At 57.6% G+C, this 22,569-nt stretch carries 19 protein-coding genes and 5 pseudogenes; 15 read left to right on the forward strand and 9 right to left on the reverse strand.

Features of this window, described 5'->3' with window-relative positions; genetic code table 11:
* Positions 1–544: 544 nt before the first annotated feature.
* Positions 545–907: a DUF6463 family protein gene (locus AC3ZVB_RS28410; protein WP_490148415.1), complete on the reverse strand. Its 363-nt coding sequence runs from the start codon at positions 905–907 to the stop codon at positions 545–547.
* A 318-nt stretch (positions 908–1,225) separates the two neighbouring features.
* On the opposite strand from AC3ZVB_RS28410, the pseudogene AC3ZVB_RS28415 reads away from it, so the two are divergent.
* Positions 1,226–1,345, forward strand: a pseudogene (locus AC3ZVB_RS28415) (magnesium chelatase subunit ChlI family protein); the annotation flags it as partial.
* A 9-nt stretch (positions 1,346–1,354) separates the two neighbouring features.
* On the opposite strand, the gene AC3ZVB_RS28420 reads toward AC3ZVB_RS28415, so the two are convergent.
* On the reverse strand, positions 1,355–2,569 hold the full coding sequence (locus tag AC3ZVB_RS28420) for an aldose 1-epimerase family protein (protein WP_490148416.1): 1,215 nt from the start codon (positions 2,567–2,569) through the stop codon (positions 1,355–1,357).
* Between the two features lie 81 nt (positions 2,570–2,650).
* Between AC3ZVB_RS28420 and AC3ZVB_RS28425 the strand changes: the two are divergent.
* Positions 2,651–2,740 (forward strand): annotated as a pseudogene (locus tag AC3ZVB_RS28425) (cysteine hydrolase); the annotation flags it as partial.
* A gap of 37 nt (positions 2,741–2,777) precedes the next feature.
* Here the strand turns inward: AC3ZVB_RS28425 and chrA are convergent.
* The gene (chrA, locus tag AC3ZVB_RS28430) at positions 2,778–4,139 is read right to left on the reverse strand and encodes a chromate efflux transporter (protein WP_490148417.1); all 1,362 of its coding nucleotides are present in this window, start codon (positions 4,137–4,139) and stop codon (positions 2,778–2,780) included.
* An 87-nt stretch (positions 4,140–4,226) separates the two neighbouring features.
* Positions 4,227–5,012, reverse strand: a complete 786-nt coding sequence (locus AC3ZVB_RS28435; RefSeq protein ID WP_490148418.1) for a helix-turn-helix transcriptional regulator — start codon at positions 5,010–5,012, stop codon at positions 4,227–4,229.
* Between the two features lie 98 nt (positions 5,013–5,110).
* On the opposite strand from AC3ZVB_RS28435, the gene AC3ZVB_RS28440 reads away from it, so the two are divergent.
* From AC3ZVB_RS28440 to AC3ZVB_RS28450, 3 genes are all read left to right on the forward strand, one after another.
* Entirely contained in the window at positions 5,111–6,568 is a 1,458-nt protein-coding gene (locus AC3ZVB_RS28440; RefSeq protein WP_490148419.1) for an MFS transporter, read from the forward strand.
* A 209-nt stretch (positions 6,569–6,777) separates the two neighbouring features.
* Positions 6,778–8,490 (forward strand): peptidoglycan D,D-transpeptidase FtsI family protein, encoded by a 1,713-nt coding sequence (locus AC3ZVB_RS28445; RefSeq protein ID WP_490148420.1) that lies wholly within the window; start codon positions 6,778–6,780, stop codon positions 8,488–8,490.
* Between the two features lie 105 nt (positions 8,491–8,595).
* Entirely contained in the window at positions 8,596–9,150 is a 555-nt protein-coding gene (locus AC3ZVB_RS28450; RefSeq protein WP_490148421.1) for a YdeI/OmpD-associated family protein, read from the forward strand.
* A gap of 46 nt (positions 9,151–9,196) precedes the next feature.
* Here the strand turns inward: AC3ZVB_RS28450 and AC3ZVB_RS28455 are convergent, their stop codons facing one another.
* Complete coding sequence (locus AC3ZVB_RS28455; protein ID WP_490148422.1) at positions 9,197–9,742, reverse strand: cytochrome b; 546 nt, start codon at positions 9,740–9,742, stop codon at positions 9,197–9,199.
* A gap of 200 nt (positions 9,743–9,942) precedes the next feature.
* On the opposite strand from AC3ZVB_RS28455, the gene AC3ZVB_RS28460 reads away from it, so the two are divergent.
* From AC3ZVB_RS28460 to AC3ZVB_RS28495, 8 genes and pseudogenes are all read left to right on the forward strand, one after another.
* Complete coding sequence (locus AC3ZVB_RS28460) at positions 9,943–10,620, forward strand: thermostable hemolysin (RefSeq protein WP_162438782.1); 678 nt, start codon at positions 9,943–9,945, stop codon at positions 10,618–10,620.
* On the forward strand, positions 10,610–12,091 hold the full coding sequence (locus AC3ZVB_RS28465; RefSeq protein WP_490148423.1) for an AMP-binding protein: 1,482 nt from the start codon (positions 10,610–10,612) through the stop codon (positions 12,089–12,091). Before AC3ZVB_RS28460 ends, AC3ZVB_RS28465 begins: the two co-directional genes overlap by 11 nt.
* On the forward strand, positions 12,088–12,762 hold the full coding sequence (locus AC3ZVB_RS28470; protein WP_490148424.1) for an iron-containing redox enzyme family protein: 675 nt from the start codon (positions 12,088–12,090) through the stop codon (positions 12,760–12,762). Before AC3ZVB_RS28465 ends, AC3ZVB_RS28470 begins: the two co-directional genes overlap by 4 nt.
* Positions 12,749–13,558, forward strand: coding sequence for an SDR family oxidoreductase (locus tag AC3ZVB_RS28475; protein ID WP_490148425.1), 810 nt, complete (start codon positions 12,749–12,751; stop codon positions 13,556–13,558). Before AC3ZVB_RS28470 ends, AC3ZVB_RS28475 begins: the two co-directional genes overlap by 14 nt.
* Positions 13,555–14,199 (forward strand): annotated as a pseudogene (locus AC3ZVB_RS28480) (tetratricopeptide repeat protein). The gene AC3ZVB_RS28475 and the pseudogene AC3ZVB_RS28480 overlap by 4 nt, the downstream one beginning before the upstream one ends.
* 11 nt (positions 14,200–14,210) lie before the next feature.
* Positions 14,211–14,873 carry a response regulator gene (locus AC3ZVB_RS28485; RefSeq protein WP_162438777.1) on the forward strand — a complete coding sequence of 221 codons (663 nt, stop codon included), beginning with the start codon at positions 14,211–14,213 and terminating at the stop codon, positions 14,871–14,873.
* Positions 14,870–16,237: a sensor histidine kinase gene (locus AC3ZVB_RS28490; RefSeq protein ID WP_490148426.1), complete on the forward strand. Its 1,368-nt coding sequence runs from the start codon at positions 14,870–14,872 to the stop codon at positions 16,235–16,237. The genes AC3ZVB_RS28485 and AC3ZVB_RS28490 overlap by 4 nt, the downstream gene beginning before the upstream one ends.
* A gap of 105 nt (positions 16,238–16,342) precedes the next feature.
* Positions 16,343–16,630 carry a hypothetical protein gene (locus tag AC3ZVB_RS28495; RefSeq protein WP_490148427.1) on the forward strand — a complete coding sequence of 96 codons (288 nt, stop codon included), beginning with the start codon at positions 16,343–16,345 and terminating at the stop codon, positions 16,628–16,630.
* 11 nt (positions 16,631–16,641) lie between these two features.
* Here AC3ZVB_RS28495 and AC3ZVB_RS28500 read toward each other — a convergent pair whose 3' ends face one another.
* A complete protein-coding gene (locus tag AC3ZVB_RS28500) occupies positions 16,642–17,094 on the reverse strand; it encodes a MarR family winged helix-turn-helix transcriptional regulator (protein WP_162438774.1) in 453 nt (150 codons plus the stop codon).
* Positions 17,095–17,266: 172 nt separating this feature from the next.
* On the opposite strand from AC3ZVB_RS28500, the gene aceE reads away from it, so the two are divergent.
* On the forward strand, positions 17,267–19,936 hold the full coding sequence (aceE, locus tag AC3ZVB_RS28505) for a pyruvate dehydrogenase (acetyl-transferring), homodimeric type (protein WP_490148428.1): 2,670 nt from the start codon (positions 17,267–17,269) through the stop codon (positions 19,934–19,936).
* Between the two features lie 252 nt (positions 19,937–20,188).
* Here aceE and AC3ZVB_RS28510 read toward each other — a convergent pair whose 3' ends face one another.
* From AC3ZVB_RS28510 to AC3ZVB_RS28520, 3 genes and pseudogenes are all read right to left on the reverse strand, one after another.
* Positions 20,189–20,638, reverse strand: coding sequence for a hypothetical protein (locus tag AC3ZVB_RS28510; protein WP_162438772.1), 450 nt, complete (start codon positions 20,636–20,638; stop codon positions 20,189–20,191).
* Positions 20,639–20,754: 116 nt separating this feature from the next.
* Positions 20,755–21,507 (reverse strand): annotated as a pseudogene (locus tag AC3ZVB_RS28515) (sensor histidine kinase); the annotation flags it as partial.
* A 16-nt stretch (positions 21,508–21,523) separates the two neighbouring features.
* A complete protein-coding gene (locus AC3ZVB_RS28520; protein WP_162438770.1) occupies positions 21,524–22,207 on the reverse strand; it encodes a response regulator transcription factor in 684 nt (227 codons plus the stop codon).
* Positions 22,208–22,423: 216 nt separating this feature from the next.
* Here AC3ZVB_RS28520 and AC3ZVB_RS28525 point away from each other — a divergent pair.
* Positions 22,424–22,569: pseudogene (locus AC3ZVB_RS28525) on the forward strand (hypothetical protein); the annotation flags it as partial.

Raw genomic sequence — 22,569 nt, forward strand, 5'->3', positions numbered from 1 at the left:
ACGGTAACCTGCTATCCAGGTGCTGGGTAGGTGGGGTTTATGGATCGCACTCATTAATTCTGACCTTAGCAGCACCGGATACAGACGACCATAAATCATCTAAAATCTTCATGAACACATCATCCTGACCTGAAAAATGCACACCCTTGCGCATCAATGCTTTAATCGGCCACGGTAAGGCAATGGGGGATACGCCCATCCAGTACCGGCTTTGAACAGGGGTGACGGAAATACCAAAGATACAATACCTGAGCTGGTGGACTTCCACCTAGGGGATGCGGTGTGCTCTACCTAAAACCAACCAGACTATTGTTCTTGTCATAGACTCCCTGTGCGTGAATCGCAGGTTTTCTCGTGCAGAGCCATCCTCCCAAGCATCTGGGCAGTCGGATGGCACCCTTCACTGACCACTCTGGAAATAATTGTTGTGAATGCCTGCTTTTGGCCGATTTCTGCCTGTCACAACCGACTGAAATCGATCCCGATCAGACGTTGAAGCCCTCACGAGGGACGAGTGAGCGTAGCGAACGCCTTGAACAGTTTGTCAGGCATATAAGCCATACCCTGCTGCGATGATCAGCGGAGAAACCAGCAACGTTGCCCAGAATCCCGATTTTGGAACGGCAATGACGCAAATGATCGAAATCATAAGCACATAGATGCCAACAATTTTTAGTAGCGCGAGATCGCCAACAGCTACGGCGTGAATCGCACTCTGCCCTGCGAGCATAAAAAGCGGCCCCAGCATGGTAAACCAGAGGGCTGTGCGCCGATCTTCGTGCGCTTTAAATTGGTCAACGAAGCCAGAATCTACAGCGGCGGCGAATGCTGTTTTGAACTTGATGATACCGAATGGAATATGGAGAACGCCCAGGGCGAACAGGGTCCATGCGACGATGTTTGACATGTCTTATATGCTCCGTATCGGCAATTGATTAAGAGAGCGCGGCACGCGGTCCCAGAGTGCGAAGCGAGCGGTTTGGGTTTCTTGTCGCGATGGCGTGTCGAATAACACTCCTTGTCATCCCGTAAGTCGTTGTCTGGCTTAGAAGTGATCACGGTGAATACGACATTGTTCAAGGAGAAACGCAACATGGGTGACGGCAAGGACTGCTGCCCCCTGAAGCTACCTATTTGCCATCACCGTGTCTACCGTCCACTTTTGGCCGTTTTCTGACTGTCACGAAGGGCCGCAGCCGGCCAAAAACGGACAGTGACCGAATCGTCGTTGCGAGCACCCCATCAACTGCTCAAAGTCGCACCCTCGCTGGCGGACCTTGAACAAGCCGACGGGAACAGACGCGAACATTTGGCCGAGTGGCTGCACTATCGGCCGACAATGCTCCAGCCGGTGTCACTCCTTGGTCAGATCAACCAACGGCGTCTGCCGCACTTCAGTCTCCCGCCCATCCTGAATCTCGCTCACCTGCTTCAAGGCCTTATCCACCGCCGCCTTATCCGCCAACAAGCTGTAGCTGATGCGGAACTGCTTGTGTTCCTTGGGCCCGATTGTCGGTACCAGGTTCAGTGGCCGCTGATAACGGCGGTTGTAGGAAAAACTTGTCCCCGGCTCCAGTCCCGTGACATAGCCCTGGCCTTGGGTATCGGTGTTTTTCCACAGGGAAAACACGGGCAGTGTCTGAGTATTGAAGCCGACCGAAACGCCCAGGCTGCCGGCCTTGTTATGCAACACGGTCAACGTATCGCCCTTGGCGTCGGCATACGGCACTACGTTGTAAACCGTTTCGTCGTAGTCCCTGGTCGGTGCGCGGTAGGTTTGCCAGTCGGGCAGATCGTCCTTGGCCTTATCGTTGAACGGCGACACCTGTTTCACCGGCGCGACGAAACGAGCGCCCTGCTCCAGGAACGGGGTGCTGAAGTTGCTGTGATACAGCGCCTGGTATTCCTTCGGATAGTCGCCGTTGTTAGTCAGGGTGTCGTTGAGGGCGAACACGACGCTGCCGGGTTCGGTGACCAGTTCGGTCGCGACCGAGAAGTCGACCTTCTTGAACGCCTGCTCTTTCAGCTCGCCGCGCAGGGTGATGGCGTACGGTGGTTTTTCATCGATATGCAGGGTGACTTTGTTCGCAGGAATGTTGGCGGCCCGACCGTGCAGGGTCAGCAGTTCGCCGTTGTCGATGCCGGGGTGGCCGACCCATTCGTATCCGCAGCGGGTGACCAGCTCATTGAAACCTTCCAACCAGCCCAGACCACCGCGGCCATTGAGTTCGATGAAGGACGGATTGACCACTTCCTTGACCGGCGAATCCCAGCCCATGCGCACATTGCCGACCGAGGCCCGCAAGACGTTCATTCCGCGAGTCGGCACTACCGAGAGTTTCATCGTGCCGTTATCGATGTCGACGATGCTGACGCCCTCCTGCCGACCGCCGTGCAAGGTGCGCAGGGTAACGCTGAAGGGTTTGTCGGTTTTTATTCCGAGTTGCTGGCTGGTGATCTGCCAGTTCTGGGCGGCTTTGTCGGTGTCGAGCAGAACGTAATCCCAGGCCATGGCGTGGGAGGCAGCGGACAGTGCGCTGAGGGCAACAAAGAGTTTGAGCGGGGTCATGGCGGCAGCCTTTCTTGGAGTTGTGCCATTTTTATAAACTCGATGAAACGTTTCAGCAAGCTAAAAAAGCGACCCCATGCCGATACACCAACGCTCAAAGCAGAGGCCATCGTTGCCCACCACAATGCAACCTTGGCGGGGCCATTCTGCCGAGTCGTTCAGGCTGAGGACGCGCTGCGCCATTGTTCAAGTTCGAGCACCGCGATGATCACCCCCGCCACAGGTGCACGCCCAGGCCGACGATTGCGCAGGCGATCAACACCTGAATAACGCCCCGTTTGAAGCGAAACAAGGCAACAGCTGCCGCGATGGCGATCAGTGCAGAGGGCCAGTCCAGGTTACCGCTCAAGCCGTTCGGCCAAAGCACGTGATAACCGAAGAAACAGGCCAGATTGAGGATCACGCCCACCACTGCCGCTGTAATGGCCGTCAGCGGTGCCGTGAACCTGAGTTCGTTGTGGGTCGACTCCACCAGCGGGCCTCCCGCGAGGATGAACAGGAACGAGGGCAGAAAGGTGAACCACGTCACCAGGGAAGCAGCGACCGCCCCCGCCAGAAACAGTTGATCGGCGCCGAACACCTGCGAAACATAGGCCCCGATAAACCCGACGAAAGCCACTACCATGATCAGCGGCCCTGGCGTGGTTTCCCCCAGCGCCAGCCCGTCGATCATCTGTGTCGGCGTTAGCCAGCCGTAGTGACCCACCGCGCCTTGGTAGACATACGGGAGCACCGCGTAGGCTCCGCCGAAGGTCAGCAGCGCGGCCTTGGTAAAGAACCAGCTCATTTGGGTCAAGGTCCCGTCCCAGCCAAAGAGTGCCGTCAGAATCCCCATGGGCAATGCCCAGAGAGCGGCGCCAATCAAGGCGAGCGATGCCGTTTTCGACCCGCTGAACCGGGCATGCTCCGGTGGCGGTGTGTCGTCATCGATCAACGCCGGACCGAAGGATTTTCTGGCGGCGCCATGGCCACCGGTTGTGAATTTATCGGGCGCGAGACGCCCGCCGACATAGCCGATCAGTGCGGCGCCCAGAACGATCAGCGGGAACGGAACATTGAACGCGAAGATCGCGGTAAACGACGCTGCCGCTATCGCCCATAGCCAATTATTCTTCAATGCCCGGGAGCCGATTCGATGGGCCGCCTGTAACACGATGGCGGTCACGGCAGGCTTGATGCCATAGAAGAGCCCGGCCACCACCGGCATTTCGCCGAAGGCGATGTACATCCACGACAACGCGATCAGGATGAACAACGAAGGCAGTACGAAGAGTACGCCAGCCATCACCCCGCCCCAGGTTCGATGCATCAGCCAGCCGATATAGGTCGCCAACTGCTGAGCCTCTGGCCCAGGAAGCAACATGCAGTAGTTGAGGGCATGCAGGAATCTGCGCTCGGATATCCAACGCCGCCGCTCGACCAATTCCTGGTGCATGATCGAGATCTGCCCCGCAGGCCCGCCGAAACTGATGAAGCCGAGCTTCAACCAGAACCAGAACGCCTCACGCAAACCGATCGCTTGCGGCCTCGACAGCGCTTCTTCAACCATGGGTGCCGCCACCTTGCTCATTAGGTTGTTCCTGTTTCACGCGGGCCTGCTTACTGTTGCGCTGTCACGTCTGATCCATTGGCTCGAGCGCACAGTATGGCCAGCCGTTCATGACTGTCTTGCGTATATCACCAAGCGCAGGTGGCGGTCTGCGTCGATCGTCAGTGTAGTGTGCTCGAACAGTACGGCACTGCCGTCGATGTTCAGGTAACCCTCACCCTTGCAGGGCACTTGCACGTCGTGACGGCGCCACCAACGATTGAAGTCGGGCGATGCTTTTTGCAGTTCGTCCACCAGCGTCTGAATGTCGACTTCTTGCGTGGCCCGTGCAAAGTCTCGCTGGAAACCGGACAACATCTGTGACGCCTGCTGTTCCCAATCGGCAAAACGTTCATGCAAGGTCGGATCAGTGAACAGCATCCACAGCAAATTGCGCCGTGCAGGGATATGACGCTCGAAACCAAAAATCTGCCCGGCCGGCTCGTTGTAGGTCAATACATCCCAACGCAGATTCAGAACAAAGGCGGCGTGTGGTGCCAGGTCGTGCATGAGGCGCACTACCAGCGGCGGCACGATACAAAACGTTTTACCCGGTTCTGCGGGCGGCCTGTCGTGGGCCAAGAGGAACAGATGCCGCCGCTCGGCGGCATCCAGTTTCAGTACCCGTGCCAGATTGTCCAGAAAAGCCGCTGAGACCCCAATGTCGCGTCCCTGTTCGAGCCATGTGTACCAGGTCAGTCCGACGCCGGCGAGGGCGGCGACTTCTTCGCGGCGCAGTCCTGGTGTGCGCCTGCGCCCTCCGCTGGGCAGGCCCACATCAGCCGGTGACAACTGTTCGCGGCGCGCCTTCAAGAAAGCCGCCAGATCAGAGCGTGTCCGTTCCATGGTTCGCATTGTTTATCTCATTACTTTCAGTAACAGCATAAATGGTTAGATTGTAAGCGGTTAAGAAAGCGGTCGAGAATCAATATTCACTGATTCGGATACGCCTGATGAACACACCTTTATCCTCTGCTGCCTTGCCCGTCGCGACCTCCCGCGGCACTCCCTGGCTCGGCCTGTCTGTACTGCTGCTGGCGGGTTTCGTGACCGTCTTCGATCTGTTCGTGGTCAATGTGGCCATCCCCAGCCTGCAGGTGCGGTTCAATGCCAGTTTCTCGCAGATTGGCTTCATCGTCGCCGGTTATGAATTGGCGTTCGGGGTCCTGCTGATTATGGGGGGCCGACTGGGCGACTTGTTCGGTCGGCGCCGTTTATTCGTGATCGGCATGGCCGGCTTCACGGTGGCATCGGCGTTGTGCGGGTTGGCCCCCACCCCTGGTTTTCTGATTGGCGCGCGAGTGCTGCAAGGACTGATGGCCGCCCTGCTGTTCCCCCAGGTGTATGCCTCCATTCGCGTTAATTTCAATGGCGACGACAGCCGCCGGGCCTTCGGCTTGTTGGGGATGACGTTAGGCCTGGCGGCCATCGCGGGTCAGGTAGTGGGTGGATGGCTGGTGTATGCCGATCTGTTCGGGTTGGGCTGGCGCAACATCTTTCTGATCAACGTTCCCATCGGGCTATGCGCCGTGGCGGCCGCGCGTTACATACCAGAATCTCGCGCGCCGCAGCGCCCCACGCTGGACTGGACAGGCGCCGTATTAGTGAGCGTCGCACTGGTGTTGCTGCTGGTGCCGTTGATCGAGGGACCCGCGCAAGACTGGCCGGCCTGGAGTTTGTGGTCACTGGGTACAGCACTGGCGTTGCTTGCACTGTTCCATCGCCAGCAAGAACGACGCCGGGCAGCGGGTGGCTTGCCACTGGTGGATATGCAACTACTGGCCCAGCCTCGCTTCGCGCTGGGTACGCTGTTGATATTGGTGGTTTATTCCACGTCCAGTTCGTTTTTCCTGTGCTTTGCTTTGTTAATGCAAACAGGACTGGGACTCGACCCCTTCACCGCAGGCAGCATTTTCGCACCCTGCAGTGTGGGCTTTGTTCTGGCATCGCTATCTGCACCGTACCTGGTGAGACGGTGGGGATCGCAGGCCATCGTCGCGGGCGCGCTGGTTTACGCGATCTCGATCGGTGTACTGATTGCACAGGTACAGATGGCCGGCGCCGCCCTGGCGCCAATGCGGCTGATTCCCGTGTTGATGTTGGTCGGCGCTGGCCAGGGCCTCATCATGACGCCGCTGCTCAATCTGGTGCTGGGTTTTGTCGATGAAGCCAGGGCCGGAATGGCCTCGGGTTTGATCTCAACCGTCCAACAGATCGGCGCGGCGCTGGGGGTTGCAGTGGTTGGCATCCTTTTCCGTACAGGACTTGCTGCAGGCGATGAAACGATTGTGCGAGAGGGACACTACGTTTCTGCCTTTATCTCGGGAATGCTCTACAACCTTAGTGCGGCGTTATTGGCATGCTTGCTGTTGTTGGTACTGGCAAAAGCACAGAAACCGGCAGGTCACTGAAGACCCACTCTGATCAATTTCCGCCGTTGGCAACCCGGCGCCATGGGTCTTTTTCAGCCGGTCGCGACGGCAGAAAACGGCCAGTGGCTCTCCTCCCCATACGGTGAAGATCAATTTATATATCGAATCGTTTCATGATATTACAAAGCAAAATGATATTGAGTTAGTTAAGCTGGTTTTTTGCCGTACGTTTAAAAATGGAATGTTGTATGAGGCTCTTCGGGCAAAACCCGCGATTCACGATTGTTATAGCTATTTTTTGCTTCTTTTCAATGATACTTGCCGCGAGAATTACTTATCTCGCGATTTTCTCCCATGAATTCCTGAATAACGAAGGCCGCAAACGCTCAACACGAATTATTGAAACCGTCCCCATTCGCGGCACCATATTTGACCGATTCAATGAACCCTTGGCAGTTTCCACCCCCGTCAGCACTTTGTGGGTAAACCCTAAACACTTCACCCCCACCAAACAGCAGGCAATACTATTAAACGAGCATCTTGATATCGATGCCTCGCTGGTCGGCCATTTGAGCTTGAACACCCAAGGCAGGTCCTTCGCTTACCTGGCCAGAAGGGTTGATCCGCAGGTGGCAAGCAAGATCATCGAGCTCTCTATTCCGGGCCTCTATGAGCGCCATGAATACAAACGTTATTACCCGCAGTCTTCGATGCTGGCCCAGACGTTGGGCTTTACCAACATCGACCAGAAAGGCATTGAAGGCATCGAGTTGCTATACAACCATCAACTGTCCGGCAGGGCCGGTCTGGAAGAACGGACGTTAAACCTGCACAAGCGAGTCACCAGCGAAATCCTTGTGCACAAGCCCGTCATACCTGGCGACGATCTGTTTTTAACCATTGACTCCACACTTCAGTACTACGTTGAAAAAGCATTACTGAAGAGCGTCAAGGAGAATGCAGCCCGGTCGGCAAGTGCCATTCTTATACACGCCAAAACAGGGGAAATATTAGCGTTATCCACGATGCCCTCATTCAATCCAAATGCGCGTAAAAGTTTTAGCGCGGAGGCCATCCGAAACCGAGTATTTACTGATGTGTATGAACCAGGTTCAGTGATAAAGCCATTTAGCATGGCCGCTGTTTTAAAAGCAGGCATCATTGACAAGAACGCCATCATTCAAATAGCACCCGGCTTCGTCAAAATTGATGGATACACGATTCGAGATGTAGGCAGGGATAAACAATTAGACCTGCCGGGCATTATCCGCCGCTCTTCCAACGTGGGGATGAGCAAGGTGGCGATACCGACGGGAGGAGCAGCTATTTCGCGATTACTGACTGAATTGGGATTCGGAGATAACACTTCGATTTACTTTCCCGGGGAAAGTGTGGGGACGGTTCCAGCCCGGCGAGTATGGTCGGATATCGCCACAGCAAGCCTTTCATACGGCTACAGCTTATCGGTCAATCTGGCTCAACTTGCCCAGGCGTATACCGTCTTTGCCAATGATGGAAACCTGGTTCCCTTGTCGATAATCAAAGGTGAGCCCCAGCAATCCCGCAATGTCATAAGTCCGGAGGTTGCCAACAGTATTCTGGAGATGCTGGTGGGTGCAGTCGATGGCGCCGGAGCAGGCGGAAAGCGCGCAGCGATCGACGGTTATGTCATTGCGGGCAAAAGCGGGACCTCTCGCAAGGCCTCCGGAGGCGGCTATCAAAGTAATAAATACAGAGCCATGTTCGTGGGTATCGCGCCGGCCAATGCACCTGAATTCATTATGGCTGTACTGGTCGACGAACCCTCCGCCAAGGGTTACTTCGGGGGAGCGATTGCAGCACCGAACTTCAAGGAGGTACTTGAAGATGTGCTTCGTGTCAGAAATGTGCCGAGTAGCCGGAGTCAGGCTTTACCAGCAGCTCGAGGCACGATTGGCACAGACACTACCGGCCCGGTCTAGAGACCCGTCAGCTCAAGGCAGCAGCGGCTGGACAGACCAGCATCGACCTTCTGTACTGACCTTGCCGCGAGACAACAGTCAGGCGTATCAACTGGAGCCGTTGCAATGACAACAATCGATGTGAAGCTTCGATTCGAAGCAAAGCTTCTTCGTCCGGCAAAGCCGGGTGATGATCCGTCGTGGGCGTTCGTGGTACTGCCAAGAGACGCGAGTGAACGGCTTCTGAGGCGAGGGAGGACGACGGTCGAAGGCACCATCAATGGGCACCCTTTTCAGGCAACCCTTGAGCCGGACGGTCAGCTGAGCCATTGGCTGCAGGTCAGTAAAGCGTTACTCGAAGCCGCAGGCATGGCCGTTGGGGAGATCGTCACGCTGGAGCTGACCCCTGTGAAGAAGGAACCTGAGCCTGACCTCCCACCCGATTTCCAGGAGGCACTGGCCGTCACGCCTGAGGCGCATAAAGTCTGGAACACGACGACAACCCTCGCGCGAGTCGACTGGATTCACTGGATGACTTCAGCCAAGCAACTCAAGACACGCGCAAAACGAATTGGTGATGCCTGCGACATGCTGGCTTCCGGCAAGAAGCAGGTTTGCTGTTTCGACTCGTCCGGCTACTACAGCAAAGCCTTCCGCGCGCCCGAGGCAGAAGATTGTTAAATGGAACCTGCACGAAGCGCACTAACGACGACAGACCGGGCACCGATCAGAAGCGTTTAGGCAGCATTCTGGTCAACGTGTTGTCCCGAACCCAATAGTGATGAAACAAACCCGCCGCTGCATGTAAGCCGATCAGCCAGTAGCCGCTGCTGCCGAGCAATTCGTGCCAGTACTTGAATTGCTTGGCCATGTCCGGGTCAACCGCCACGGGCGACGGGAGGTAGAACCCGAAGTACGGCATTGGCTTGCCCCCTGCCGACAGCATCAGCCAGGCCAACAGCGGCGTGGCGATCATCAGCCCATACAACGCCAGGTGCATCAAGTGCGAAAGCCCCGTCTGCCATGCGGGCAAGGCTGGCGTAATCGGTGGGCGCGGGGTTAAGCGCCCGAGCAAACGCACCCAGACCAGGGCAAAAATGCTCAGCCCGAAGAGCCCGTGCAGCCCAAGAAATAAACCCTTCAAGGCGTGCCCGCGCGGCAAAAGCCCTTTGATTTCGATACAGGCATAGACACCGACAAACAGCACCAGCATCAACCAGTGCAAGGTGATCGACAGTCTTCCATAACGATGTGCTGTTGGGTTGTGGGTCATACAGAGCCTCAAGGAAACATTACAGCGGACGAGTTGTTCGCCCGGCCACAATCCGGCGAGTTACCGAATCAAGTGTGCACCCTGCCCGCCGAGCCTTAAGGCAATCTGAAGATACTTCAGCGATGTCTTTTGCGATCTTCAGACTTCGTTAAGAAACGCCCTCGATACTCCTCCCAAACTGACTGGGGAGGCGATTTTCAATGCCCAATTTTGACTGGAACATTCCTTTACCGCTGCACTTTGGCCAAGCCGAGACCCCACCGATGAGTCTGGTCAGGGCCTTGCCGGACGAAACTCGACGCCCCGTTTTCGAAGCCTATATCCAACAACGCTTTCGCAAGGCCCACGGCGCCGACATTCGTCATTTCATGCCAGAACTGTTTGGTCTGAACGACGCGTCCGGTGAACTCTGCGCGGTAGCCGGCGTGCGTCTGGCCAACACCGAAGAGCTGTTTCTGGAGCGTTACCTGGACGAGCCAATTGATCCACTCATCAGCGCTGCGGCCAACCAAACCGTAGACCGCACCGGCATCGTTGAGGTGGGCAACCTGGCCGCCAGCGATACCGGCAGTGCGCGCCTTAGCATCATTGCCATCACTTATCTGCTGGCCATGGGCGGACTGGAATGGGTGGCCTTCACCGGCAACATCGGACTGGTAAACAGCTTCCACCGGCTCGGGTTAAAACCCGTGACCCTCTGCGCTGCCGATCCTGCACGGCTCGGTGATGACCGCCACAGCTGGGGAAGTTACTACGACAGCAAACCGTGGGTGCATGTCGGCAACATCCGCGCCGGCTTCATCCATCTGCGCAACATCGGTTTGTTCAATCGCCTGGGGTTGCCAACGTCCATCGAGGAGGACAGTCATGTCGCCTGAAATGACGCATTTTAAAAAGACGCTGCGCGACCATGCCGAACGCAAGACCAACGCCATTGCCTTGTGGGGCGATCAGCTGAAAATCGACTACGCCACGCTTTACGCGGAGGTCATGTATCGCCAACAGCGGCTGCGCGATGAGGACATCAAGGTCCTTGCGCTGGCCTTGGACAATGGTGTCGAAATGATGCTTTGGGATTTGGCGGCGCTGTTCGAAGGCCTGACCTGCCTGATGCTGCCAGCCTTTTTCAGCCCCGCTCAGCGCCAGCACTGTCTGGAACTGAGCCAGGCGGAACGGGTAATCGCGGAACCGGAGCTGGCTGCCGAACTGCAAACGGTCGGCTACGAAAAAACCGGTGAGTTCTGGTGCAAAACATTCAGTGGTCCGACCCAAATACCTGAGGGCACGGCCAAGCTGACCTTCACTTCCGGCACCACTGGCACACCAAAAGGCGTATGCCTCAGCGCAGAGAGCCTGTTGCGCGTCGCTCGCGAGTTGCATCAGGCCAGCCAACCCACCGATCCGCGGCATCATCTGGCGGTGCTGCCGCTGGCGATTCTGTTGGAAAACCTGGGGTGTTACGCCGCGCTCTATGCCGGCGCAACGCTGAGCCTGCCCAGCCAGAAAAACCTGGGTATCCGCGGGGCAAGCGGCGTTGATGTGCCGACGATGCTCGGTTGCCTTGCCACACGTGCGCCCGAGAGCCTGATTCTGGTGCCGCAATTGCTGCTGATGCTGGTCGGCGCGGCTGAGCAGAAACTCTTTAATCCGCACACGTTGCGCTTCGCCGCTGTGGGGGGCGCAAGGGTTTCGAAAAAATTGCTGGAACGTGCCCAGCGCATGGGTGTTCCCGTTTATGAAGGTTACGGATTGTCCGAGTGCGCCTCGGTGGTCTGCCTCAATAGACCTGGGGCACGCCGCCCCGGCAGTGTCGGCAGGGCTTTGCCCCACGTGGAAATTCGAATCGCTGACGATGGCGAGGTGCTGATCAAGGGTTCCGCTTTGCTGGGCTATCTGGGAGAGCCACCGCACATTGACGATTGGTGGCCCAGCGGTGATCTCGGCGAATTCGACCCCGAAGGTTTTCTCTACCTCAAGGGACGCAAAAAGCACCAGTTCGTGACCAGTTTCGGCCGCAACGTGAACCCGGAGTGGGTCGAGGCGGAACTGACTCAACGCAGTCATATCGCCCAGGCGTTCGTTTATGGCGAAGCCATGCCAAGCAACCACGCGCTGCTCTGGCCCCACCGTCCGAACTGCACCGACGAAGAATTGGCCGCTGCCGTGGCCGAGGTTAACGAGTCTTTGCCCAACTACGCCCAAGTCCATCACTGGACCCGTCTGGGTCAACCCTTCACGCCCGCCAACGGCTTGTTAACAGCCAATGGCCGACCACGCCGTGACGCGATTATCGAGCGCTACCGGGCGCAACTGACTGAATCTGGACTTTCCGAGGAATCCGCATCATGAGTTTTTTCGACACCTTGCAAGAAGCCACGCAACAGGAACGGCGCGAACTGTTCAACCTGCCCATTATCCGCGATGCCCTGGGTGGCAACGTCAGCCTGGAAAGCTACCGGGCCTTTCTGGCGCAGGCCTATTACCACGTGCGTCATACCGTCCCGTTGATGATGGCCTGTGGCGCGCGACTGCCCTTGCGCCTGGAGTGGCTGCGTGAAGCGGTATGCGAGTACATAGAAGACGAATACGGTCACGAACAATGGATACTCAACGACATCCACGCCTGCGGCGGCGATAAAGCTGCCGTGCGCGACGGACGTCCATCCCTGCCGATCGAACTCATGGTCGGTTTTCTCTATGACCTGATCGCGCGCGATAACCCGGTGGGCCTGTTCGGCATGGTCAATGTGCTGGAAGGCACCAGCATCGCCCTCGCCACCCACGCGGCCGGCAGCATTCGTGAACAGCTGGACTTGCCGGAAACGGCCTTCAGCTATCTCAGCTCTCACGGCGCCCTTGATATCGAGCACATGCAGACCTACCGCCGGCTGATGGACAAGCTCGAAGATCCGGACGATCAGGCGGCGGTCATTCACGCATCCCGTGTGGTGTACACACTTTACGCCGACATGTTCCGTGGCTTGCCGCGTGAAGCGGAGAACCTGCATGCGGCTGACTGAGGCTCGCGTAGTACTGACCGGCGCCAGCGGCGGAATCGGCCTGGCCATCGCAGAGGCCCTGTGCGCCAGGGGCGCCCGCGTGCTGGCGGTGGCTCGACATCGAGAATCCCTGGAGCCCTTGCTGACACGCTACCCGCAGCATCTATGCTGGGTCGGTGCTGACCTGACGTTTCGCTCCGACCGATGCAAAGTACTCAGCGCCGCCGAAGAAATCGGCGGTATCAACCTGCTGATCAACGCTGCCGGGGTCAATCACTTCGCCCTGCTTGATCAGCTGGATGACAGTGAGATCAACGCGATGCTGGCGGTGAACATCAGCGTGCCGATATGCCTGACTAAAATGTTCCTGCCGATGCTCAAGCAAGCAGAGAGTGCAATGGTGGTAAACGTCGGCTCGACCTACGGCTCCATCGGCTATCCCGGCTACGCCAGCTATTGCGCCACCAAGTTCGCCGTGCGCGGTTTCTCCGAGGCCCTGCGCCGGGAACTGGCAGACACCCGTGTCGGCGTCTTGTACGTCGCGCCACGCGCTACCCGCACGAGCATGAACAGCCCGGCGGCGCAGGCGTTGAATGACGCGCTCAAATCCAACGTCGACGATCCGCAAACCGTTGCCGCGGCGGTCATCCACGCCATCGCCAGCGACCATCGCAACGTATATCTGGGCTGGCCGGAGCGTTTCTTTGTGCGCCTGAATAACCTGTTACCCAACCTGGTGGACCGCAGCTTGCGCAAGCAATTGCCGCTGATCCGCCGTCTGAGCCAGAAGAACGACAACGAGAACCACAAGCCATGAAGAGAATCGCCGCTTGCCTTCTACTGGGTGCCCTGAGCCAAAGCGTTTGGGCTTTGGATACCGCTGACCAGCAACGCCTCTCCGGCATCCAGCAAAGCTGGGCGCATATTCAGTACGAACTGCCTGAGGGCCAGCGCACGGCAGCATTCGAGAAACTTGCCAGCCAGGCCTCAACCTTCACTCAGGAGCGTCCAACGGTGGCCTAAGCCTGGATCTGGTCGGGCATCGTCACCAGCAGTTGGGCCGGAGCACAAGGCGGGCTGGGTGCGCTGAGCAAGGTCAAGGACGCGAAAGTCGATCTGGAGAAAGCCCTGACCCTGGACCCCAAAGCCTTGCAAGGCTCGGCGTATACCAGCCTCGGCGCGTTGTACGACCGGGTTCCCGGCTGGCCCATCGGTTTCGGCGATTCGGACAAAGCCGAGCAGCTACTCAAACAGGCCTTGCAACTGAACCCGAACGGCATCGATAGTCTGTACTTCTGGGGTGATCATCTCTACCGCCAAAAACACTACGCCGAAGCCAAACAAGTGCTGCAAAAAGCGCTGCAAGCTGCACCACGGCCAGGCCGGGAAACGGCTGATGCCGGGCGCCGCAAAGAGATCGAAAGTTTGCTGGTGGACGTGAACAAGAAACTCGACTGACAGGAGTCCGTGTGCGCTTATTACTGATCGAGGATGACATCGCCCTGGGTGAAGGTATCCATCAGGCGCTCGACCGAGAGGGTTACACCGTCGACTGGTTACGCGATGGCAACAGTGCGCTGCATTCGCTGCTTAGCGAAACCTTCGATTTAGCAGTGCTGGATCTCGGGCTGCCACGTATGGACGGGCTGGAGGTGCTACGTCGCCTGCGCGACAGTGGGTCCAACCTGCCGGTGTTGATCCTCACTGCGCGTGACGCTACCGAGGATCGCATCGCCGGGCTGGATGCCGGCGCCGACGACTACCTGATCAAACCGTTCGACCTGGCAGAACTCAAGGCTCGCCTGCGTGCCTTGTTGCGACGTAGCGCAGGTCGCGCCCAGGTACTGATTGAACACGCGGGCATCAGCTTGAACCCCACTACGCAGCAAGTCAGCTATAACGGCGAACCCGTAGCCTTGACCCCCAAGGAGTATCAGTTGCTCCATGAACTGCTTTCGCCTCCGGGCCGGGTGATGACCCGGGATCACCTGATGCAGTTGCTCTACGGCTGGAGCGAGGAAGCGGAAAGCAACACGCTGGAAGTGCACATCCATCACTTGCGCAAGAAGTTCTCCAGCGACCTGATCCGCACCATTCGCGGCGTCGGCTACCTGGTGCAGGAGCGCCAATGAACTCTATTCGGCGCCGCACCCTCACGCTCATCCTCGTCCTGTTGTTTCTCGGTCTACTGATCATGACTGCGTTCAATCTACACGACAGCAATCATGAAATTGATGAAGTGTACGATGCTCAACTGGCGCAGAACGCTCGTCTGTTACAGGGCGTAATGCGCATGCCCATGGCCAGCGAACAACACGCCGAGTTGTATCGGGCTTTCAATCAGGCGTTGAGCCAAGCGGCGCCGAAAGTGGATGGCCATCCGTACGAAAGCAAAATCGCTTTTCAAGTCTGGAACTCGCAAGGCGCGCTACTGGTTCATACGGCCAGTGCGCCATCTTTTACGTCCCCGCAGGTCACCCCGGGTTTCAGTGACGTCACTGACGTCACCAGCCGAAAGTGGCGCGCGTTTGTGCTGGATGACACGCAATATGGTCTGAAAATCTGGGTGGGAGAACGTGACGACGTACGAGCCGATCTTGTGGATCGGATTGTCCGTCACACGGTAGTGCCCAACCTGATAGGCAGCCTGCTGCTTGCAGTGGTGATCTGGATGGCAATCGGGTGGGGGCTCAAACCGCTGATCGATATGGCGAAAACCCTGCGAGCCAGGCATTCGGGCTCGCTTGAGCCATTGCAATTGACGCCCTTGCCCACTGAACTCGAACCTATGCAGGCGGCGCTCAACCGTGTGTTGGCGCAGATTCAAGAGGTCATGGGTCGCGAGCGGCGCTTCATCGCTGACGCCGCCCATGAGTTGCGAACGCCACTGGCAGTGCTGCGGGTCCATGCGCAAAACCTGATGGAGGCACGGAACGAGGAAGATCGACTCGAATCGCTTGAGCACCTGATCGACGGTGTGGACCGTACCACTCGGCTGGTCAATCAACTGCTGACGATGGCTCGTATTGAACCCCAGTCCGCAACACAGGAGGCCTCGAGCATCGATCTGGTGGCAACGGTTCGAGAGAGTCTGGTTCAACTGACACCCTGGGTATTGAGCAAGGGACTTGAACTGGCGTTCGATACCGTCGAAGAGGTCAGCCTTGTCAAAGTCGACGCCGGGGCCATCCACATCGCCTTGAACAATCTGGTGACCAATGCCGCAAACTTCTCCCCGCCTCAAGGACTGATCACCGTGAGGCTGGTGAAAAAAGAGGATCACTACGAGTTAAGTGTGGAGGACGAGGGGCCAGGTATTGACGAGTCGGAGCGAGATCGACTCTTCGAGCGATTCTATAGCCGTGGGAATGCCCAGGGAGCAGGTCTGGGATTGACCATCGTCCAGGCCATCGCATTTCGCCTGGGTGGGCAGATTCGACTGGAGAATCGTCCGACCGGTGGATTGCGCGCGACATTGGACATTCGTCGTTTTTAAGGCGACCCGTGCCTTGCTGACTGGGGTGTCGAAAGCGAACTCTGGAGCTGCCCCAGCTACACCCGCCTGGCCCGTGATGCGGACAAGGCACAACGCTGGAACCGGATGCATCCCGACTTGCCACGGCAGTCGTCGCATCTGCTCGACTGCCTGGGCGCCGATGATTGCCCGGTGGTGGCGGTGACCGGTTATGCCCAGCATGTCGCCGATCAGATCGGTGGGCATATCCAGTCACGGTTCGTGGCGATCGGCGCGGATTCAACCGACAGATCTTCGGGCATATCGGTGGATAAACGCTGGATCGTGGCACTCGCTCTGCGAGCGCTGGCCCAGGAAGGTGCTATCGCACAGGCCTGTGTCGAACAGGCCATGGAGCGTTATCTGCTGCAGTGACAGGACAACGATCAGCCCGCTCGCCCACTGTTGCGCGCTGCCATTGCGGCCCGCTCAAGCGCGTCACTGAGGAATCGCTGTTGCTCGTCGTCGAATTGCGACAAAAACAGCTCGTCCACCGCCCCTTCATAGATTGCCCACATTTTTTTACGCAGCACTTTCCCGCTCTCGGTAATGGCAGCAAACGCCCCCCGGCCGTCATCGCTGGCACGGCTGCGTATGACCAGGCCTTCGGCCTCCAGACGGTCCACCAATCGGGTGAGGTTGTAGCGCTCGATCGCCATCACGTCAGCCAATTCGCTCATGCGTCGGGTGCCCTCGGGGCCGCTTTCCAGGCCCCATAACGCGTCGTACCACGCGTACGCCGGCAGCCCGGCGGCGGCCAGTCGACGCTCGATTTCCCGGATCAGGCAGCGGTGGGCCCTGACGAATCTGAACCAGGTATCCGGATCGCTTGAAGACATGCATCACCTTTTTCATGACATCGATTTAGTTGCAATTGTAGCGTGCGGCGGGCTAAGTTCTCGCATGTAGTTGCAACTGCAACTACAAATATTCTTTTTGGTTGGCGTCGACCCACGCCCCTTAGCCAGGCACCCAACGACTCGGTGCTGCTGCACTGTCCAGGAGACGACGATGGCACAACAACCCCTGTTTCTCGACGAGGATCCACAAGAAACTCGCGAATGGCTCGATTCCATCGAATCGGTGGCGAGCGTCGAAGGGCGTACCCGCGCTCACTACCTGATCGATCAGATGCTGGATTTCGATGCCAGCCGCCATGGTGATTTTTACGGGCGCGTCACCACGCCCTACGTCAACACCATCCCGGTCGACCGTCAGCAGCCCTACCCCGGCGACCTGACCATAGAGCGCCGAATCAATGCTTACATCCGTTGGAACGCTTTGGCCATGGTGCTGCGCGCCGGCAAACACTCGAACGTGGGTGGGCACATCGCGTCCTATGCCTCGGCGGCCGTTCTGTACGACGTCGGTTTCGAGCATTTCTTCCGTGGGCGCACCGAGCAGTTTGGTGGCGACATGGTGTACATCCAGGGCCACTCTTCACCGGGCATTTACGGGCGCGCCTATCTGGAAGGTCGCCTGAGCGAAGAGCAGCTGGACAATTTCCGCCGCGAGACTGACCGCGACGGTGTCTCGTCTTATCCGCACCCAAGACTCATGCCGGACTTCTGGCAATTTCCGACGGTTTCCATGGGACTCGGACCGATCACCGCCGCGTATCAGGCCAGATTCATGCGCTACCTCGAAGACCGTGGCCTGAAAGAACATCAAGGCCGAAAAGTCTGGGCGTTTCTCGGTGACGGCGAGATGGACCAGCCGGAATCCCTGGCGGCGATTTCCCTGGCGGGTCGGGAGAAGCTCGACAATATTATTTTTGTCGTCAACTGCAACCTCCAGCGTCTGGACGGACCGGTGCGCGGCAACAGCAAGGTCATTCAGGAGTTCGAAAGCCTGTACCGGGCAGCCGGCTGGAACGTTATCAAGGTGATCTGGGGCAGCGGTTGGGATGCCTTGCTGGACAAGGACAAAAGCGGCCTGCTACGCCAGCGCATGATGGAGTGCGTGGACGGTGACTATCAAAACTACAAATCCCAAAACGGCGCTTACGTCCGTGAGCATTTTTTTGGCAAATACCCTGAGTTGCTGGAGTTGGTCAGCGACCTGAGCGACGAAGAAATCTGGAAGCTCTCTCGCGGCGGCCATGACCCGGAAAAAGTCTACAACGCCTACGCCGCCGCGATGCGCCACACCGGCGGGCCGACGGTCATTCTGGCGAAGACCGTGAAAGGCTTCGGCATGGGCGAAGCAGGCGAAGGCCAGAACATCAACCATCAGCTCAAGAAGATGGGCGAGGATGCTGTCAAAGCGTTCCGTGATCGTTTCGCGCTGGAACTCACCGACGATCAACTGGGCGACATGCCTTACCTCAAACCGGCAGCAGACAGTGTCGAGGCCCTTTATCTGCAAGCCAGGCGTACCCAACTGGGCGGTTATGTGCCTGCTCGCTTCAGCGCGGTCGAGCCGTTGCAGATCCCGCCATTGTCGGCCCTGGACACCCAGCTCAAAGGCACTGGCGAGCGTGGTATTTCCACCACCATGGCATTTGTGCGCATCCTCGGCACGCTGCTCAAAGACCCGAATATCGGCAAGCTGATCGTGCCCATTGTTCCGGACGAATCACGCACCTTCGGTATGGAAAGCCTGTTCCGTCAGATCGGCATCCATTCCCACATCGGCCAGTTGTATACCCCTCAGGACGCCGGGCAACTGAGTTACTACAAGGAGGCGCGGGATGGACAGATCATGCAGGAGGGACTGAACGAGTCCGGCGCAATTTCTTCGTGGATCGCGGCGAGCACTTCGTACAGTACGCACGGCGTGACGACTGTGCCCTTCTACATCTTTTATTCAATGTTCGGCTTCCAGCGCGTCGGCGATCTGGCCTGGGCGGCAGGCGATGCCCGCGCCCGGGGGTTTCTGCTGGGCGCTACGTCCGGCAGAACCACGCTGATGGGCGAAGGCCTGCAACATGACGATGGTCACAGCCATGTGCTGTCCTCCACCGTACCGTGCTGCGTGTCCTACGACCCGACGTTCGCCTATGAACTGGCCGTGATCATCCAGGATGGCATGCGGCGCATGTATGTCGAAAACGAAGACATCTACTACTACATCACATTGTTGAACGAAAACTACGCCCATCCGCCCATGCCCGAAGGTGTCGAGCAGGACATTCTCAAAGGTATGTATCGGCTCTCGGCCCCGGCGCAGCCAATCGTAGGCAAGCATGTACAACTGATGGGCTGCGGTTCAATCCTGCAAGAAGTCATCGCCGCCGCGCAGTTGCTGGAGCAGGACTTCGATGTCAGCAGCGAAGTATGGAGCGTCACCAGCCTGACCGAACTGCGTCGGGACGGCCAGGAGGCCGAACGCTGGAATCTGCTGCGCCCGCATGAGGCGCCTCGTATCGGTCACGTTGAACGTTGCCTGCAAGATAAACAGGGTCCGGTGGTGGTCGCGACTGATTACATGAAGATATTCGCCGACCAGATCCGCCCGTTCGTGCCCATGAGGCGCTTCGTGGCATTGGGCACCGACGGCTTCGGCCAATCGGATACCCGGGAATCGCTGCGCAGGTTCTTCGAAGTGGATCGCCACTTCATCGCGTTGGCGGCCTTGAAAGCGCTGGCCGACGACGGAGGGGTGGGAAGGGAAAAAGTAGCGGAGGCAATTGCGCTTTATGGGATTGACCCGGAGAAACAGAACCCGGCGAAAGTTTGAGTCTTATCGGGTGTAACGGCCTCCCGCTGTAAAACGGGAGACGGTTTCTGGCCGCTGTGTATGCAGCGGCCTTTTTTTATGGCTATTCAGCCGATATCGACGTTCAAGGGGATATCCCAGGTGCCGGCGCCGTTTCTCGCCAGGCCGATCATCATCAGCTCGAGGGGGCAATCTCCTGTGCACCAGAACTGCCGGCCGAACCATGATTCAGCTCGACGTATGTTCAGTAAATTCGAGTCAGCCAAGGGTGCTTCAGTGGTCCGCAGCGTAAATGATGGTTTGCGTACCGTTGGGCGCAGCAGACCGGCGGGTGAAGTAGATATCGCCTTCATCCGTCAGGATTTCGTATTCAGCCTTTTTGTCGCCATGGCCCGATGCACCGACATGTTTGATGATTTTCAGCACCCGCTGAAACTTCACACTTTGGGTACCGTTCTTGGCTGGACCGGTGAGGACGTTGACTGTTTGAAACCAGCCTTTCTGCTTTTTGTTCGACATGAGAGTGCCCGTCAGCGCCTCAAAACGTTCCAGACGGGTAAAGCCCCAGAGCGTCTGTTCATCGACCGCTTTGTCCTGGGCGGCAGAGCCTGTAAACACGAACAGATTGATCGCCGGATTATCTTCGCAAAAGAAGTCGTAAGGGACGAGACCATCCACCCGTTTCTGACCGCCAACCAATCCTTTTTTATGCACCTGAAACATCGCCACCTCCGCCCAATAACTTCATTAAAGTTCAGAAAACGCTGATTAAATTGAACGGGAAGTTTAGTGAGCCGCCGCGTACAGGGCCGTCAAGCCAATGTAATTTCGTGTAAAGATCAGGCCCGACAGGGAAGACTGATTTCGACGGTCAGTCCACCCGATAGCTCATTACGCGCCATGATCATACCGCCATGTATTTCCACAGCCCTGGCAGCGATAGCCAGGCCCAGTCCAAAACCGGTACCGGCCTCGCTCATGCCGCGTTCGAACGGTTGGAAAATGCTGTGCAGTCGTTCGTTTGCAATACCCCGTCCCTGGTCGGTGATCCGCACATTCAGGCAGCCTGCGTCGGGATTGATCCGGGCGGATACCGCAACAGTCGTTCCAGGCAGGGTATAGCGCACTGCGTTTCGAATGACGTTTTCGAAACTCCGATACAGCAGTTCACCACTGACACAACTGACAAAGGCTGGACACGTTTTCAGGCTGACCTTACAACCTTTGATTCCTGCCTCGAATTGAGCGTTTTCGGTAATCTCAGTCAGCAATTCGATAACATCGAGCGGCTCGCGCTGGATACTTTCGGGGTAACTCTGCAGGCGCGCCAGGGTCAACAACGCCTCGATCAGAGTGTCCATGCGCACCGACTCGCGTTCGATGCGTTCCACCATTTCCCGGCATGCCGGATCTTGCCGCAACAGCCCGATGGCCGCTTGCATGCGCATCAATGGTGAACGCAGTTCGTGAGCGATTTCGTGTATCAGGTGCTGCTGAGCTTCTACCAGCAGTTTCAACGGGTCGGCCGTTTGGCCACAGTCCCCGGCCAGATCGACCATTTCATCATCGCGCATGCTCATCGTGGGTTTGATCCAGGACTGGGTTTGTTCATTCGGCTATCAGCAGATAACCGAGGCCTCGCACGCTCTGAATCCAGGCCGAGGCGTCAGGGCGCGGACCCAACTTCTGACGAATGCTGCTGATATGCACGTCGATGCGCCGGTCGTATCGCGTCAATGGGCATCCCATGGCATTGAGAGACAAATCCTTTTTACTCACCACTTCACCGGCACTCCGGGCCAGTTCCTCGAGCAAACTGAACTCGGTACTCGTCACCTCCAGTTCGTTCCCGTTCCAAAGGGCATGGCGTTTACCCGGCCATAAAACCAGAGGGCCCGTCTTGATTATTTCCATAGTTGGCTGAGCCGCTGGCTGCACCCTGCGCATGATTGCGCGCAATCGCGCCACCAGCTCACCCGGTGAACTGGGCTTGGGTACATAATCATCAGCACCGAGCTCCAGGCCAGTGATGCGGTCAATGTTGTCACCACGGCCGGAGAGCAATATCACAGGGACCTGGCTGCGGGTCCGAATACGCCTGAGCAGCTCGATCCCCGAGAGCAGGGGAAGCATCACGTCCAGCACCACAATGCTGTAGCGCCCCGAAAGCGCTTGAATCTCACCCTCCTCACCCGTGTGCACGGCAGTCGCTTCAAAACCTTCACGCTCCAGAAATTGGCTGAGCATTCCAGTCAGTTCCTGGTCATCGTCAACTAGTAATACGTGAGTCATGGCGAGCTCGCGAGTGGGAATGCGCGCAGTATCGTCTTTGCACCCCGCAGCGTCATCGCTTCAACCTTTACATAACTTGACAGTTGGTTAACCGCACCAAACGCCCCGCGCTCTTATGCTCGCTCTCCGCCCGCATGGTCGCTGTGCGATGACCCGTCTACAACGGTTATCCAAGTGCGCCTGCGCTGCCTGTCGATGTGTACTGGAAAGATCTTGATGAATTTTTCGCGCCTGCTCTGCTCGGTTGCGCTGCTGCTCGATATCACATTTGCGCACGCCCAAGACTTCACAATCTCGGATATTCGTATCAATGGCCTCCAGCGGGTCTCCGCGGGTAGCGTCTTTGGTGCCTTGCCGTTGAA

The sequence above is a fragment of the Pseudomonas sp. MDV22-iso1 genome, assembly GCF_058145095.1.

Excerpts from the sequence above, each read along its gene's own strand:
- AC3ZVB_RS28410 (WP_490148415.1), bottom strand. The coding sequence starts at position 907 with ATGTCAAACATCGTCGCATGGACCCTGTTCGCCCTGGGCGTTCTCCAT.
- AC3ZVB_RS28420 (WP_490148416.1), bottom strand. The coding sequence starts at position 2,569 with ATGACCCCGCTCAAACTCTTTGTTGCCCTCAGCGCACTGTCCGCTGCC.
- chrA (WP_490148417.1), bottom strand. The coding sequence starts at position 4,139 with ATGAGCAAGGTGGCGGCACCCATGGTTGAAGAAGCGCTGTCGAGGCCG.
- AC3ZVB_RS28435 (WP_490148418.1), bottom strand. The coding sequence starts at position 5,012 with ATGCGAACCATGGAACGGACACGCTCTGATCTGGCGGCTTTCTTGAAG.
- AC3ZVB_RS28440 (WP_490148419.1), top strand. The coding sequence starts at position 5,111 with ATGAACACACCTTTATCCTCTGCTGCCTTGCCCGTCGCGACCTCCCGC.
- AC3ZVB_RS28445 (WP_490148420.1), top strand. The coding sequence starts at position 6,778 with ATGAGGCTCTTCGGGCAAAACCCGCGATTCACGATTGTTATAGCTATT.
- AC3ZVB_RS28450 (WP_490148421.1), top strand. The coding sequence starts at position 8,596 with ATGACAACAATCGATGTGAAGCTTCGATTCGAAGCAAAGCTTCTTCGT.
- AC3ZVB_RS28455 (WP_490148422.1), bottom strand. The coding sequence starts at position 9,742 with ATGACCCACAACCCAACAGCACATCGTTATGGAAGACTGTCGATCACC.
- AC3ZVB_RS28460 (WP_162438782.1), top strand. The coding sequence starts at position 9,943 with ATGCCCAATTTTGACTGGAACATTCCTTTACCGCTGCACTTTGGCCAA.
- AC3ZVB_RS28465 (WP_490148423.1), top strand. The coding sequence starts at position 10,610 with ATGTCGCCTGAAATGACGCATTTTAAAAAGACGCTGCGCGACCATGCC.
- AC3ZVB_RS28470 (WP_490148424.1), top strand. The coding sequence starts at position 12,088 with ATGAGTTTTTTCGACACCTTGCAAGAAGCCACGCAACAGGAACGGCGC.
- AC3ZVB_RS28475 (WP_490148425.1), top strand. The coding sequence starts at position 12,749 with ATGCGGCTGACTGAGGCTCGCGTAGTACTGACCGGCGCCAGCGGCGGA.
- AC3ZVB_RS28490 (WP_490148426.1), top strand. The coding sequence starts at position 14,870 with ATGAACTCTATTCGGCGCCGCACCCTCACGCTCATCCTCGTCCTGTTG.
- AC3ZVB_RS28495 (WP_490148427.1), top strand. The coding sequence starts at position 16,343 with ATGCATCCCGACTTGCCACGGCAGTCGTCGCATCTGCTCGACTGCCTG.
- AC3ZVB_RS28500 (WP_162438774.1), bottom strand. The coding sequence starts at position 17,094 with ATGTCTTCAAGCGATCCGGATACCTGGTTCAGATTCGTCAGGGCCCAC.
- aceE (WP_490148428.1), top strand. The coding sequence starts at position 17,267 with ATGGCACAACAACCCCTGTTTCTCGACGAGGATCCACAAGAAACTCGC.
- AC3ZVB_RS28510 (WP_162438772.1), bottom strand. The coding sequence starts at position 20,638 with ATGTTTCAGGTGCATAAAAAAGGATTGGTTGGCGGTCAGAAACGGGTG.
- AC3ZVB_RS28520 (WP_162438770.1), bottom strand. The coding sequence starts at position 22,207 with ATGACTCACGTATTACTAGTTGACGATGACCAGGAACTGACTGGAATG.